General features: G+C 63.7%; 12 protein-coding genes and 1 tRNA gene. 3 read left to right on the top strand and 10 right to left on the bottom strand.

Going from position 1 to position 14,080, the window contains the following annotated elements; translation table 11 throughout:
- The first annotated feature begins 7 nt into the window (after window positions 1-7).
- Window positions 8-754, top strand: coding sequence for a hypothetical protein (locus AC3LB0_RS05135; RefSeq protein ID WP_488650090.1), 747 nt, complete (start codon window positions 8-10; stop codon window positions 752-754).
- Here the strand turns inward: AC3LB0_RS05135 and AC3LB0_RS05130 are convergent.
- The 5 genes from AC3LB0_RS05130 to AC3LB0_RS05110 form a co-directional block, all read right to left on the bottom strand.
- On the bottom strand, window positions 751-2,199 hold the full coding sequence (locus AC3LB0_RS05130; RefSeq protein WP_488650089.1) for an aspartate aminotransferase family protein: 1,449 nt from the start codon (window positions 2,197-2,199) through the stop codon (window positions 751-753). The two genes, AC3LB0_RS05135 and AC3LB0_RS05130, sit on opposite strands and share 4 nt — an antisense overlap.
- A 126-nt stretch (window positions 2,200-2,325) precedes the next feature.
- The gene (locus tag AC3LB0_RS05125) at window positions 2,326-2,961 is read right to left on the bottom strand and encodes an NUDIX hydrolase (RefSeq protein ID WP_488650088.1); all 636 of its coding nucleotides are present in this window, start codon (window positions 2,959-2,961) and stop codon (window positions 2,326-2,328) included.
- Between the two features lie 14 nt (window positions 2,962-2,975).
- Window positions 2,976-4,049 carry an ABC transporter ATP-binding protein gene (locus tag AC3LB0_RS05120; RefSeq protein WP_488650087.1) on the bottom strand — a complete coding sequence of 358 codons (1,074 nt, stop codon included), beginning with the start codon at window positions 4,047-4,049 and terminating at the stop codon, window positions 2,976-2,978.
- 91 nt (window positions 4,050-4,140) lie between these two features.
- Window positions 4,141-5,433 (bottom strand): MFS transporter, encoded by a 1,293-nt coding sequence (locus tag AC3LB0_RS05115; protein WP_488650086.1) that lies wholly within the window; start codon window positions 5,431-5,433, stop codon window positions 4,141-4,143.
- A gap of 20 nt (window positions 5,434-5,453) precedes the next feature.
- Window positions 5,454-5,528 (bottom strand) — tRNA-His (locus tag AC3LB0_RS05110).
- A 99-nt stretch (window positions 5,529-5,627) separates the two neighbouring features.
- On the opposite strand from AC3LB0_RS05110, the gene AC3LB0_RS05105 reads away from it, so the two are divergent.
- Window positions 5,628-6,314 carry a biotin transporter BioY gene (locus AC3LB0_RS05105; RefSeq protein WP_488650085.1) on the top strand — a complete coding sequence of 229 codons (687 nt, stop codon included), beginning with the start codon at window positions 5,628-5,630 and terminating at the stop codon, window positions 6,312-6,314.
- 19 nt (window positions 6,315-6,333) lie between these two features.
- Complete coding sequence (locus tag AC3LB0_RS05100; RefSeq protein WP_488650084.1) at window positions 6,334-7,869, top strand: xylulokinase; 1,536 nt, start codon at window positions 6,334-6,336, stop codon at window positions 7,867-7,869.
- Here AC3LB0_RS05100 and AC3LB0_RS05095 read toward each other — a convergent pair.
- From AC3LB0_RS05095 to AC3LB0_RS05075, 5 genes are all read right to left on the bottom strand, one after another.
- A complete protein-coding gene (locus tag AC3LB0_RS05095) occupies window positions 7,866-9,017 on the bottom strand; it encodes an ABC transporter ATP-binding protein (RefSeq protein ID WP_488650083.1) in 1,152 nt (383 codons plus the stop codon). The two genes, AC3LB0_RS05100 and AC3LB0_RS05095, sit on opposite strands and share 4 nt — an antisense overlap.
- Entirely contained in the window at window positions 9,014-10,066 is a 1,053-nt protein-coding gene (locus tag AC3LB0_RS05090) for an ABC transporter ATP-binding protein (protein WP_488650082.1), read from the bottom strand. The genes AC3LB0_RS05095 and AC3LB0_RS05090 overlap by 4 nt, the downstream gene beginning before the upstream one ends.
- Window positions 10,067-10,086: 20 nt before the next feature.
- Window positions 10,087-10,947, bottom strand: coding sequence for an ABC transporter permease (locus AC3LB0_RS05085; protein ID WP_488650081.1), 861 nt, complete (start codon window positions 10,945-10,947; stop codon window positions 10,087-10,089).
- 56 nt (window positions 10,948-11,003) lie between these two features.
- Window positions 11,004-12,098 (bottom strand): ABC transporter permease, encoded by a 1,095-nt coding sequence (locus AC3LB0_RS05080; protein ID WP_488650080.1) that lies wholly within the window; start codon window positions 12,096-12,098, stop codon window positions 11,004-11,006.
- A gap of 155 nt (window positions 12,099-12,253) precedes the next feature.
- The gene (locus AC3LB0_RS05075; protein WP_488650079.1) at window positions 12,254-14,062 is read right to left on the bottom strand and encodes an ABC transporter substrate-binding protein; all 1,809 of its coding nucleotides are present in this window, start codon (window positions 14,060-14,062) and stop codon (window positions 12,254-12,256) included.
- Window positions 14,063-14,080: the final 18 nt, after the last annotated feature.

Genomic DNA, 14,080 nt, shown 5'->3' with positions numbered 1-14,080 from the left:
GGCAGACATGGCCACTCGCCGACTCCTCCCCAAGAACGAGACCATCTTTACCGGCGCGATTGTTGCCAGTGCACTGCTGCTCGCGCTGCGCGGGTGGCTCCTCTTTCGTAGCGGCGACAACATCCTCGCCTACGCGGCAGATCCCGTCGCCTCAGCTCCAGGAATTCTTGGCGAGCAGCTCGCCCTCTCAGTCCTTCGCCTCGTTGCGGTCGTTCTCGATGTTGCCGCTGGCCTTGCAGTTCTCAGCTGGATGGCGCGCCTGCAGCATGAGGGGCTGCTCTCGAGCCGCGAGCGACGCCTCGCCATCCTTGCTGGAGGCCTCCCGTGGACCCCACTCCTTCTCGCCCAGTCAATCGCCACGCCACCGGTTGCCCTGCTCGTCTTCACTGGGCATGTGGTGTGGGTTGGTCTGGTAGCGCTGCTCGTGCGCCGCGCACGCGTAGCGCGCCTGATCACCGATGGCCCATTCGCCTTCGGGGGTGTCCTTGCCGCGCTGCTCCTTGGCGCGTGGCTGTTGGGCGGCGCGGCGGCTCCTTGGGTCTATGCGCAGCCGTCGCTCGGCATCGCCGAGGCGCTGAACACCAACGTACAGGCACAACTGAACGAAATCGTTACCGCCCAGCGCGTGAGGGGTGTGATCATGATCGCAGGGGGAGCCTTCACCCTCGTGGCGGTACTGCCACTCATGGGGAGCGTTCGTGCGGCAACCGCCGTGCTTGATGAGCGCCTGCGACAACTCCGCGAGGAGAGTTAGCGCGTCAGTTCGGCGGCCAGCTCCTCAAAGACGCCCAGGTAGTGGTCGGCGTCAGCGGCGGTCATTCCGATTGAGAGGGTCCACTCCTCGTCACGACCCGGCGTTCCAAAGATGCCGCGATTCATGTTCCAGAGCCAGACAAGGTCAATGATCTCTTTCTGCTGGGCGGACTTATACGAGTCATAGTCCACAACCTTCGACTGGGCGAAGGTAATGACGCCCTTGGACTGAATCCCCACCGCGTAGGCGGCGAGCTTGTAGCGATTGATGATCCCTTGAGCACCGTCAAGGAGTTGGCTATTGAGGCTACCGAGATGCTTGTAGGCGTCTGGTGTCATCACGCGCTCCATATTGGCGCGCGCCGCCGCCATGGCGAGCGGGTTGCCGTTGAAGGTGCCCACCATATACACATCGCCAGAGTCGACCATCGCCCAGATCTCGTCGCTGCCGCCGATAGCACCCGTAGGGATGCCAGCGCCGAGCGCCTTCGCCAGGCAGACGAGGTCAGGTTTGATGCCGAAGAGCTCTGTTGCACCGCCGGCGGCAACGGTGAGGCCGGTCTTCACCTCGTCAACAATCCAGATCACGCCGAACTTCTTGGTGATGCGTCGAACATCGGCGAGGTAGCCGGGCTCTGGCAAGATCACGCCGCAGTTCATCATTGCGGCCTCCATGATCAAGCAGGCGGGGAGACGTCCCTCACTCTGCAGCGCAGTGAGTCGTCGCTCAAGAACGCCAGCGTCATTAAATGGCACGGCCGTCGTCATCTGCGAGACGGAATCTGGAATCCCCTTGCCGTAGGCGATGGACGGGTAGTTCTCGCGATCCTTGCCGTCGTACACCGAGAGGCCGATGTCGACCATCACATAGTCGTGGTGGCCGTGATAGCTGCCAAAGATCTTCATCACGCCATCGCGCCCCGTAGCGCCACGGGCGAGTCGGATCGCATCCATGGTGGCCTCGGAGCCAGAGTTCACGAAACGCCAGCGGGGGAGGCCCCAGCGCGCGGCGAGCTGCTCCGCAACGATGTAGGTGTCCTCGGTTGGTGCAGCGAAGTGCGAGCCGAGACGGATGCGTCGATCCACGGCCTCGGTGATGATTGGATGCGCATGCCCTTGCACCATGCTGCCGATGCCGTTGTGCACGTCGAGGTACTGATGCCCATCAACATCCCAAACGTACTGTCCCTGTCCGCGGTCCAGGTAGATCGGCCACGGCGCGCGCTTCTGGTAGCTCGACGAGACACCGCCAACGAGGGAGCGCTTGGCGCGTTCGTAGGCGGCCGCTGAGCCCTGGGTGCGGCCGTCGAGGCGCTCGGACTCGCGGGCGGTCAGTTCACGAATGCGGGCAGGGTCAATCTGAACGGTGGGTCCGAGGGGTGGCTCCGCGCGATGGGGAGCCGGCGCTGAGGTTGGCGCGAGGTGCCGAAGTGGTGCGATTGCCATGTCCATACATCCTTCTCTGCGGATTCCGCAGTGCGGACCCCTGTGGGTACGATTCTAGCACCGTAGGGGGGGTTGGGGTGCGGATATCGCAACTCACGAGGGGCTTACGCACGAGCCGTGCGGGGGCTAGCGGGTGGCGAGACGCTCCGCTGCGGCGATCGCGACCAGGCTCTTGGCGTCAACGATGGCCCCTCGACGGACCGCCTCGGCCGCCTCCGCAATGGTCAGCCGGACCGCCTCAATCGCCTCATCCTCGTCGGGGGTGCGGGCGCCAGGGCCAGCCTCCGAAAGTCCCAGGGCGAGGTAGAGCTCCATGTGCTCGCTCGTGAACCCCGGGGCGGTGAAGAAACTTCGGAGGTGCCGCCAGGTTGTTGCGCGTAGGCCAGTCTCCTCTTCGAGTTCGCGCTCGGCGGCCAACTGCGGCTCCTCCGTCACGCCGTCATGCAGGTCGAGCGTTCCAGCCGGCACCTCCAGGAGCAGCTGCCCCACTGGGGCGCGGAACTGGCGCACGAAGAGGAGTTCGCTCTGCAGAGTGACCGATGATTCACTGGCCGCATCAATGGCAAGGATGGCCACAGCGCCCGGGTGACCAACGATGTAGCGCACGTACTGATCACCGCCGGTGCGCTGCACCGTCGTTCGTCGCCACTCCATGTACGCCGCCTGCAGCACGAGGTCCGAAGAGACGACGACCTCGTTGAGATCGCCAGGCTCAAGCAGCGCGGCGAGGCGCGCACCGAGAGCATCGCCACCAAATCGCATGCGCTGCTGCCGATCTAGCGGATTGCGGCGCCGGTGGCCGAGTCGAAGAGGTGCAGCTTCTCGAGAGAGAGTCCGAGCTGCACCTTGGTGCCGCGCGGCGTCTTGTGCTCCGAACCAATTAGGGCCAGCACCTCGCCGCTCTTTGTAGAGAAGTGGAGCAACTCTTGAGCGCCGAGATATTCAACGACGTCAGCGGTGAGTTCGATCTGTGCTGAGCCCTTCTCGGCCTTACCGAACTCAAGGTGCTCTGGTCGGAAGCCGATCGTGACGCTGGTGCGCCCCTCAAGCTCCTTTGCACGCGCGTCGCTGATCTCAATGGCGATATCGCCCGCTGTCACGTGGCGACCATCAACGGTCGCCTCCAGCAGGTTCATGGCTGGTGAGCCGATAAAGCCAGCAACGAAGCGATTTACGGGCAGGTCGTACAGATCCTGTGGTGTGCCAACCTGCTGCAGCTTTCCGTCGCTCATCACCGCGATCCGCGTCCCCATCGTCATCGCCTCAACCTGGTCGTGCGTCACATAGACGACGGTGGTCTTGAGGCGGGCGTGGAGGCGCAAGATCTCGGCGCGCGTCTGCACACGCAGCTGCGCGTCGAGGTTGGAGAGCGGCTCGTCCATCAGGAAGACGGCTGGCTCGCGCACGATCGCGCGTCCAAGGGCAACGCGCTGGCGCTGGCCGCCGGAGAGCTCCTTCGGCTTGCGGGAGAGGAGCTTGGTCAGGTCAAGGATCGCCGCCGCCTCGTTGACGCGGCGTTCAATCTCGCCCTTCTCAATCTTGCGCAGCTTCAGGCCGAAGGCGAGGTTCTCGCGCACGGTCATGTGCGGGTAGAGGGCGTAGCTTTGGAAGACCATGGCGATGTCGCGGTCCTTCGGGGCGATGTCGTTGACGACCTTGTCGCCAATCAGCAGGGTGCCGTTCGTGATCTCCTCCAGCCCGGCGATCATGCGCAGCGAGGTGGTCTTGCCGCAGCCCGAGGGGCCCACGAGCACCATGAACTCGCCATCGTTGATCTCAAGGGTGAGGTTGTCAACGGCGAGGACCTCGCCGTACTTCTTGGAGACACCCTGGAACGTCACCGTAGACATGCGCACCCTCCTCGCTGGCTGGCCCCTCTATGGGGGCATCCCGCCGCGCCGCGAGTCTATCAGCGCGCAGGGGCCAGGGCGGTGGGTGGCGCTACTTCTGGGCGACCCTGGTCGGCATCTCCTTGATCTTCCAGACTGGCCCAAAGAGGAGGGGGACGAAGGCGAACGTGCCACCGATCCCGCCAATGATGAGCGCCTCGCGCAGGCCGAGGTTGGTGCCGATGATCCCGCCGAGCAAGGCGCCGATTGGAATCGTCCCCCAGACGAACCAGCGCATCGTGGCATTCATGCGCCCAGACATCTCTGGCGGCGTGAGCGCCTGGCGCAAGCTGACCTGGTTGATGTTGTAGAGCGTCCCCGAGGCGGCGGCAGCGAAGAAGCCGCCGCCTATCACGAGCGTATTCAGCAGGTCGTTCCCGGGCTGGCAGAAGGCGAGCACCGCCATCATCGGTCCGCCCAACGGGATGGTGAGGAGAATCGTTCGTCCTACGCCGATCTTCTTGGAGATTCTGTCGGCCAACACGGCGCTGAGAAGCCCCCCAGCCGATCCCAGCGTTGATGCGAAGCCGATGAGCGCCACGGAGAGGCCGAGCACGTTGTAGGCGAAGAGCAGTTCGACGGTTCCGGCAATGCTGCCAAACAGGTTTGACGTTGCGGTGGCGCCGCCAATCGTGCGCAGCGCAGGGTGGCCGAAGACGTAGCGAAGGCCGGCGGCAATGTCGGATCGCAACGAGGCGCGCGGCTTGCTTGCCGCTGGTGCCGCTGCGTCTCTCTGTTCGGCAACGGACTCGTGATGCGGCTTAATGGAGAAGATGAAGAGCGCCGAGAAGAGGTACGAGATGGCATCAATCACCACCGCCGCAGGCGCTTTAACAGCGGCGATCAGTGCGCCAGCGAGGCTCGGTCCTAGAAGCCCCGCGGCAGAACGGCTGATCTCGAGCTTCGAGTTCCCCTCAACAAGATCCTCCTTCGGAATCAGTGATGGGAGGTAGGCCTGATAAGCGACATCGAAGAAGACGGTGAGGGTGCCGAGTAGTAGGCCAACGATGACCAGCTGCGGAATGGAGAGGACGCCGAGCGCGTACGAGATTGGCAGGGTGAGCAGCAACAAGGCTCGGCCAAGGTCAGCAACGATCAGCACGCCGCGTCGTGGCAGGCGATCCACGAGCGCGCCAACGAGCAGGCCAAAGACCAGGAAGGGGAGAAAATCGGCGAGGTTGATTGCCGCGATCTCCATTGGGCCGGCGTTCAGCAGTTGGATGGCGACAATCGGCATGGCCAAGCCCGTAAAACTTGAGCCGAGGTGGCTGATCGTTTCGGCGGCCCAGAGGCGAACGAAGCCGGGGTCGTTGATTAGGCGGCGGCGAGGTGCGACTGTGGGCACGGGGCGCTCCTCACGTGTGGTGGGGTGGCCAGAGGGAATTGAACCCTCATCTGCGGCTCCACAAACCACGGTCCTAACCATTGAACGATGGCCACCAAGTCAGCCGTTATCTTACCCTGCGGTGAGGGGCGTGGCGCAGTGTAGACTGGCGGTCAGCGCCGTCGCACGGTGGTGGCGCCTGTAGGGAGGGTTAGATGAAGGTTCGACGCGCATTGCCCGCGATGGGCCGCATTCCTGCCGCCGAGTTCGGCGTGACGCTGGGCGACTTCTTCTTTCCGGTCTTCCTCGGCGAGCGTCTAGGCGCCCGCCTTCAAGGCCTGGCGCTCGCAGTCGTTGGCGCCCTCATCGTGGCCGCCTCCGCCCAAATCGTCATTCCGCTCCCTGGCACCCCTGTGCCGATCACCGGGCAGACCTTCGGCGTGCTCCTGGTTGGCGCAGCCCTTGGCGCGCGCCGCGGCCTCACCTCTATGAGCCTCTATCTTGCCCTCGGTATTCTCGGCGCCCCGGTCTTCCGCGAGGGGAGCCACGGCATTGAGAAGTTCCTCTCCGCTGCCGATGGCGGAGCGCTGCAGCTCGCGCCAACGGGCGGCTACCTCGTCGGCATGCTCTTCGCCGGATGGATCGTTGGGCGCCTCGCCGACCTTGGCTGGGATCGCAGCGTGTTCGGCACCGTTGCGGCCATGGCGATTGGCAGCCTAATCATTTACAGCGTGGGCGTGCCATGGCTCGCCGCCTCTGCGCATCTCGAGATCGGCGTTGCGATCGAGAAGGGTGCGCTCCCATTCCTGCTCGGCGATGCGATCAAGCTCGGGCTTGCAGCTGCGGTCTTCCCTTCGGCCTGGTGGTACGTGAACCACGGCCGGAGCGACGGTCCACGCTGATCTAACGGCGACGCACCTGATGCGTCGACCCGTTCGCGCCGCACTCCTCGCCTTCGACCTCGGGAGCACCTCGGTCAAAGCGCTCCTGATCAACGCTGAGACTGGTGCGCCGATCGCTATTGCGCGGCGTGCGACCAGTGGCGGATCAGATCCGCGCGAGCAAGATGCCGACGTCTGGTGGCGCGCGATCTGCGCCGTCTCCCATGAGGTGTTGGCCCTGGCCGCTGCCCAGAGCGCAGAGGCGATCGAGGTTCGCGGAATCGGCGTCGACGGTCACGGCCCATCCCTCGTCCCTGTACGCGCTGATGGAAGTGCCGCTGGGCCAGTCTTGATGTGGCGCGACCGCCGCTCAGCCGACGACGAGGCCGCACTTGAAAAGATTCTCGGACGCGGCGGATGGCTGCTCGGCGAACTGCCGAAGGCGCGCTGGCTCCTCCGTGAGCGCCCTGAGGTCGCCGCGGCGTCAACGTGGCTCCTCTCCTCGTGGGATGCGCTCACGCTGCGGCTCTCTGGTGAGGCGGTCAGCGCCTTCTGGGATCCGGCGCGAAGCGTCTCGCCCGCGCAGCGCAGCGCCCTGCTCGCTGCAGGCCTCGATGAGCGCGCACTCCCGCCTGAGGTATTCCCGGGCACCAGAATCGGCACACTGCTCCCTGGCCCAGCTGCAGATCTCGGCCTCCCTGCTGGGCTGCCGATCGCGGCAGGGATGAACGATGGACTCGCCGCCGTGATCGGCGCGGGCCTTACCGAGCCTGGACTCGGTGTTGATGTGGGCGGCACCGCGGGCGGCGTCGCCGTGGCCGCGACGCCATCGGAAGCCCAGCGCATCACCGCCGCACTCCCTGGGCGTCTCTGGGCGGGACCAGCCCCTGCGCCGTTCGGCGACGGGGTGATCCTCGGCGGCGCCTTCGCGGGCACCGGTCGACTCTTGGAGTGGGTCGTTACGGAACTGCTCGCCAACGATCCAGCGGCGGCGCCAGAGCGCCGCGCTGAGCTCTTCCGCGCCGCCGCCTCGCTACCGCTCGGCGCTGATGGACTCATGGCGAAACCGATCTCCAATCTTGGTTGGAGCAGCCCGCGCTCCGCTGATGATGCGTTCGATGGGCGAACCGATCGACACACCGCGGCACATCTGGTGCGCGCAGCGATTGAGGGGGGCGCTCTTGCGGTTGCGCACCTGCTTGCACCGGCAATCGAGTCTGGGCTGCAGATCAGCGAGATGCGACTCTCAGGCCCAGCGACCGGTGCAGCGCCAGGACCGCTCTCTGGCGGCGAGCCAGTCTCCGCGCCACTGGTTCAGCTCCGCGCCGATCTCTTCGGCATCCCTGTAGTGGTGGGCCAGAACGCTGAAGCCTCGGGCGCTGGCGCTGCCGCTCTTGCCGGCGTGGCAGCTGGCGTGTTTGCCAGCCTCCGCGAAGCGTCAGAGGCGGTTGCGGCGCCAGCGCAGCGCATTGCGCCGAATCCAAGCGCGCGCGATCGCGCGGGGGAGCTGCTGCAGAGATACGGTGCGCTCTCGTCGGCAACGGGGGAGAGCGGCGCGGGCCGCCGCGAAGACTAAGCCTTCCGCTTCGCCTTCGGAGCGGCTTTTGCCGCCGCCTTCGGCCTCGCTGCAGACCTAACCTTCGGAGAGTTCGCAGCCTTAATGGCCTGTGTAATCTCCAAGCGTCCGGCGGCGGTTGTTGCAGCGGCACCATCGGCGAGAGGGAAGTGGCAGGCCACGTTGACCGTCACATCGCGGGGTGTGGCGACCAGCTTCGGCTCTTCTGCTGAACACTTCTCTGGGTTGCCGAGCTGTTCACGCAGCCAGCAGCGCGTGCGGAAGCGGCAGCCCGATGGTGGTGAGATCGGCGATGGAATTTCACCCTCAAGAATGAGGCGATCCTTGACGTCGTGCGCCTCCACCTTTGGCACTGACGAGATTAGCGCCACGGTGTACGGGTGCTGCGGCTTGGTGAAGACGCGATCGACCGGGCCAATCTCGACGATCTTGCCGAGGTACATGACGGCGACGCGGTCCGAGAAGTAGCCGACAACATCGAGGTTGTGGCTGATGAAAAGGTAGGTGAGCCCCTTCTCGTTGCGGAGGTCGGTGAGCAGGTTGAGCACCTGGCTCTGGATCGAAACGTCGAGCGCGGAGACCGGCTCGTCGAGCACGATGAACTCTGGGTTCACGGCAAGGGCGCGCGCGATGCCGATACGCTGGCGCTGGCCACCGGAGAACTCGTGCGGGTAGCGCGACGCATAGTTCGGATCGAGGCCAACCAGGTCCAGTACTTCGCGCACACGCTTCTCGCGAGCCGCAGGGTTGCCGAGCTTGTGGGCGAGGAGGCCCTCTTCGATTTGGTCGCCGATCGGGAGGCGTGGATTCAGCGAGCCGAACGGATCCTGGAAGACGATCTGCATGCGCTTGCGCAGCGCTCGGCGTTCGGTGACAGAGAGCTTCTTGATCTCACGTCCATCAAAGGTGACGGTGCCCGCGGTGGCTGGCTGCAGGCCGAGGGCCACTCGGCCGAGCGTTGTCTTGCCAGAGCCCGACTCGCCGACGAGGCTGAGCGTTTCGCCGCGTGCCACTGTGAGGTCGACCCCGTCGACGGCACGAACCGCAAGCGGCTTGCGAATCAGTGGGATGCCACCGCGCACCTGGAAGTGGCGCTTCACGCCAACGAGCTTCAGCACCTCGCGTCCCTCTGCAGGCTTGCCGCTCATCGTGCCGCCCCCTGCTTGGTTGTTGCGGCGGGGCGCTTCCCTGCGGCGGTGCCGTCAAGCACCTCCTTGGTGCGAATGCAGCGAACGAGGCGACCATCCTTGAGCGGCTCAAGCGGTGGCACGGCGGTGGTACAGGCGTCAATCGCGTAGCGGCAGCGCGGAGCGAAACGGCAGCCCGCTGGGAAGGCATCAGGCGACGGCACCATGCCGGTGATCGTGTTCAGCTTCTTGCCGCGCGCCGCGAATGAGGGGATCGACGTGATGAGGTCTCGCGTGTAGGGGCTCGCCGGCTCGCGCAGCACGCTGGCGGCCTTGCCGGTCTCAACGATCTGGCCGGCATACATCACGGCGATGCGGTCAGCCGTCTCGGCAACGACGCCAAGGTCGTGGGTGATCAGTAAGAGTGCGGCACCACGCTCGGTGGTGGTGCGACGCAGCAGGTCGAGCACCTGCGCCTGAATGGTGACGTCGAGGGCCGTGGTCGGCTCGTCGGCAATGATCATGGACGGCTCGCCCGAGAGGGCCATGGCGATCATGGCGCGCTGGCGCATACCGCCCGAGAGTTGATGTGGGAACTGCCTGGCGCGTTGTTCTGGCTGCGCGATCTCGACCTGCTCGAGATAGCCGATCGCCAACTTGTGCGCCTCTTTCCAGCTCAACTTGCGGTGCGCAACGATCACCTCGGCGATCTGCTCGCCAATCGTGGTGACCGGGTTGAGCGCCGAGAGCGGCTCCTGGAAGATCACGCCGATGCCGCCGCCTCGAATTGGGCGCAACTGATCTTCGCTCAGGCCAACGAGCTGTCGCCCCTTGAACTTAACCGAGCCCTCGATGATCGCCTGCTTGCGACTGAGCAACGAGATGATCGCCATCGCCGAGACGGTCTTGCCGGAGCCCGACTCGCCGACGATCGCCAGGCACTCGCCAGCGGTGAGATCAAAGGAGACGCCGTCAACAACCTTCAGGATGCCGCGGCTGGTGCGGAAGCTGATCGCCAGGTCCTTCACCTCGAGGAGCGGTGCAGTCGACGTCGACGCGCGCTTGCTCACGGGGCTCCTCTTCACGGCGCTCACGACCGTCGACCCTCTGGCTCAAGGCTCTCGCGGAGTGCGTCGCCAATCATGTTGACGGAGAGCGAGGTCATGATGATGAAGAGGCCGGGGAATCCGAGCCACCACCAGTTCCCTTGCAGGAGGAAGTTCTCAGCGTTCGAGAGCATGTTCCCCCAGGTTGGGGTCAGCGCGGAGACACCGAACCCGAGATAGCTGATGAATGCCTCTCCGACAATGGCACCGCCAACGGCGAAGGGGAACGAGACGACAACAGGACCGATCGCGTTCGGTAGTACATGTCGAATGGCGATGCGGATCGGACGAACGCCAAGGGCACGTGCCGCCTCAATGAACTCCATCTCGCGGAGGGCCAACACTTGGCCCCGGACCAGGCGAGCGGTACCCATCCAACCGAAGACGATGAAGACGATGATGACCGTCTGTAGGCCAGTACCGCCAAGGGAGCTCAGGATCTTTGCCCCCACGATGATAACGAAGAGACTTGGAATCGCGAGGAAGACATCAACGAGGCGCATCAGGAATGAATCTAATTTGCCGCCAAAGTATCCAGAAACGATACCGACGAAGGTTCCAATCGTGATGGAACCAATTGCGGCAACAAAGCCGATGAAGAGTGAAGCACGCCCACCGTTCACAACAAGCATGAAGACATCGAGCTGCAGCTGCGCCGTTTCACCGAAGATATGTTCCGCTGACGGGCCGCGCCCCAGGAAGACGAATTCGCTTGGCTTTGGGATCTCTCCGACACGGTACGGGGCTAGCAGCGGCCCAACGACCACAAGGAGGAAGACAAACCCGAGGATGGCAAGTCCGAGTGGCCCTTGGCGACCAGCGAAGAATCGCCGTTGTGCCAGCACCCATGGGCTCTCAGCCCTTTGAATTTTCGTTCCCTTCGTAGCGCGAGCTGCGGCGGTCACAGGCGAACTCGCGGATCAAGGATGGCGTAGAGCAGGTCAGAGATCAGGTTGCCGATCACCACCATCAGGGAGCCGATCAACAGGATCGCCATAAGAACCGGGTAATCCAAGCCATTCGTGGCCAAAAGCGTCAGTCGACCGACGCCGGGCCACGAGAAGATGGTCTCGGTGATGAGCGCTCCTCCGAAGAGGAAGGGGAAGGCGAGTCCGAGGTTAGTCGCAAACGGGACTAGCGCCGTGCGCATTGTGTGCCGGAGGATGATGCGCCGCGAGGAGAGCCCCTTTGCTCGCGCCGTGCGGACGTGCTCGGAACTGAGTGTGTCAATGACCGACGCGCGTACATACCGCGAGTCACCGGCGACGCTAATGATGACGAGGGTGGAGACAGGAAGGATGAGGTGGCGGGCGAGGTCAAGGATGGCGACCAGTGGCGCGCTGGCGAAGTACTGCCAGTACGCTTCGCTGCCGAAGGCGGGTGAGAGTCGACCGTCGGTCATCCCGCTCACCGGAGTCAACCCGAGGGTGACGGCAAAGATCCAGATCATCATGAATCCGAAAATGAATGTGGGGAAGGTCGAGCTGACATAGGTGACGGTCGTGACCGTGTTGTCAAACCTCGAACCAGCCTGGAGCCCCGTCCACACGCCAAGGATGACCGCGAGGGTCAACCAGATAACAATGGAGAGGCCTGCGAGGAGTAGCGTTGGAAGCGCGGCGGCCGCAATCAGATCGCCGACGCCCTCCCCCGTGGCATAGGAGTAGCCCAGCTCTCCATGAAGAATGCCTGTGTAGATCCCTGAGATCTGACTCGGGAGGAATGTGGGGAAGCCCGTCGGTCCGACGAGCGCATCGAGGCCATCCTTGTCGCGGCGGCAAGCACCAAGCCAGCGGCAGTACTGCACAGGGACTGGCTTATCGAGGCCGAGTGACTTGAGGTAGCCCTCTTTCTGCTCCTGGGTGTACTTCGGGTTCTCGGCGAACTTCTGCTCCGGGCCGCCGGGCGCAGCGAGAATCAGCGCGTAGATGAGCACGCTCGACCCGAGCATGATCATTATTCCGAGCGCGATTCTGCGGAGCGCGTACCTGATCATTGGCCGACCTTTCTACGGGTCTGATTTGGTAGGGAGTGTAGCCCTCAGCCTAGTTGATCGCTAGAAAGGCCAGATATCACTCGCCGCGAGGCCCTCCCGAAGGAGGATCCTCGCGGCGAGAGTGGTTTCTACCGCTGTAGAACCCCTAGGAGCTCTTAGTTCGCGACTGCGACGTCAAGCTCGTAGGCGTTCCAGATAGGGCCCCACGCCTGATGCGGGAGGTACCCGGACACATTGGCCGAGACCAACGTGATATCGAGCCAGTAGTGCAGTGGAATCACGACGGTGTTTGCCGCCATGAGGTCCTGCACGGTGCTCATCAACGTCTTCTGCTCTTCAGGGTCTACCGAGACCTTGATCCCTTCAAGGGCTGCATCGAGAGCTGGGATGTTGACGAACTGGTCATTGCCGCCACCATTTTCGTTGGTCTGCGTCGAGTGGTACGAGTCGTACCCGCTCGGCTCAACCGACGTAATGCCGAAGGCGTGGAGCGCGACGTCATACGAGCCGTACGCCAAGTTGCACTTGGTGCCCGCCTCGATGTCGGTGCGCTGACCGAAGAGTGTGCCTGCGCCAACCTGGTCAACGATGCCCTTGATGCCAACGTCCTTCAGCGCTGCAACGAGCAGCTGAAGCTTGGTGCCACGGGTTGGCTTCATCGTGGTGCAGAAGTCAATGATGGCCTCATCCTTGTCTCCGTCACCATCGAAGTCCTTGTCAACGATGCCATTGTTGTTGCTGTCTACCCAGCCTGCCGCTGCAAGAACTGACTTGGCAAGCTCCGGGCTGTTGTCAGTTGGAACCTGGCTCGAAAGATCCTTGTAGAAGAAGAATGCCGGGAGCTCCGTGTTGGTTGCTACGAAGCCGGTGCCGCCCTCGATCTGATCAAGGTAGCCCTGGCGGTCTACGACGTGAGCGATCGCCTGGCGGATCGCGAGCTCAGATGCTGGGCACCCGCCACCGCGCGCTTCGCGGGTTGGGAGCACACCATCAATGTCTGCCTCGGCGGGAGCCCCGTCGCTGCAGATCGTCGTGGAGAAGTTCGGGCGAAGGAACTCAACCGTGAATGCTGGAAGCGTGCGCTGTGCATCGGCCAGGTCCAGGGTTGGGGCGTACTGGCTGCCGTCAAGGTCGGTGACCATGTCGAGCTCGCCAGTGCGGAACTTCGCGGTACAGGTTTCAGGTGAGCCGCACACGACGTACTTGAGTCGTGCAAGCTTGGCCTGCTTGCCGTTGCGAGGATCCTTCCAATATGGGTTTCGAACGATCACCGTCTCGACGCCCGTCGTGCGGCTCTCGTACTTGAACGCGCCGCTCGTTGGAGCGTTCGGCAGGTCCTTGGTGCGGTAGCCCGCGCCCAAGAGCATGTCGTTCGAAACGTCAGTGGCAGGGTTTCCGCCAAGGACGCTACCAACGGTGAACTTGCTGAAGTAGTGCTTCGGCGCAACGGCCGGACCGTACTTCAAGTTTGCATAGATCTTCGAGTAGTGCACGACCATCGTGTTGCCGTTGCAGTCGATCGCCGAGATGTCCTCGGTGCCGACCTTGGAAACGGCGGTGTTATTTGGGTCGAGGATCCACTCGCGCGCATACTGGTAGTCGGCGCAGGTGAGATCAACTCCGTCAGACCACTTCCACGCGCGGAGCTTCCAGGTGACGGTTGCGGCATCGCCGCCCACGCCAGGAACCTGAATGCCGCCGTTGGCCTTGTTTGGAGCCTCTTCGGCCATCCATGGCTCGAGCTCAAGCTTCTCGTTGAGTCGAAGCAGACCATCATGTGTGGCGCCGACGATGTTCGAAGACATCACGGTGCTGTAGAAGAATGGGTTCAGCGAGTCCGCGTCCTGATAGTCACCAATGAGCAACGTTGCTCCGGTAACCGTCGAACCGGTCGACCCGCCGCATGCCCCGGCAACGAGTGCGGCAGCGACCGCAAAGGTTGCGAGTAGCGACCTCTTTCGCATGTGTTTCCTCCTTAGCGG

It is taken from the genome of Candidatus Limnocylindrus sp. (genome assembly GCF_040397235.1).
In the GTDB taxonomy this organism is placed as follows: domain Bacteria; phylum Chloroflexota; class Limnocylindria; order Limnocylindrales; family Limnocylindraceae; genus Limnocylindrus.
Note: the sequence above shows the minus strand (reverse complement) of the source record. Positions and strands in the feature narration are given on the sequence as shown.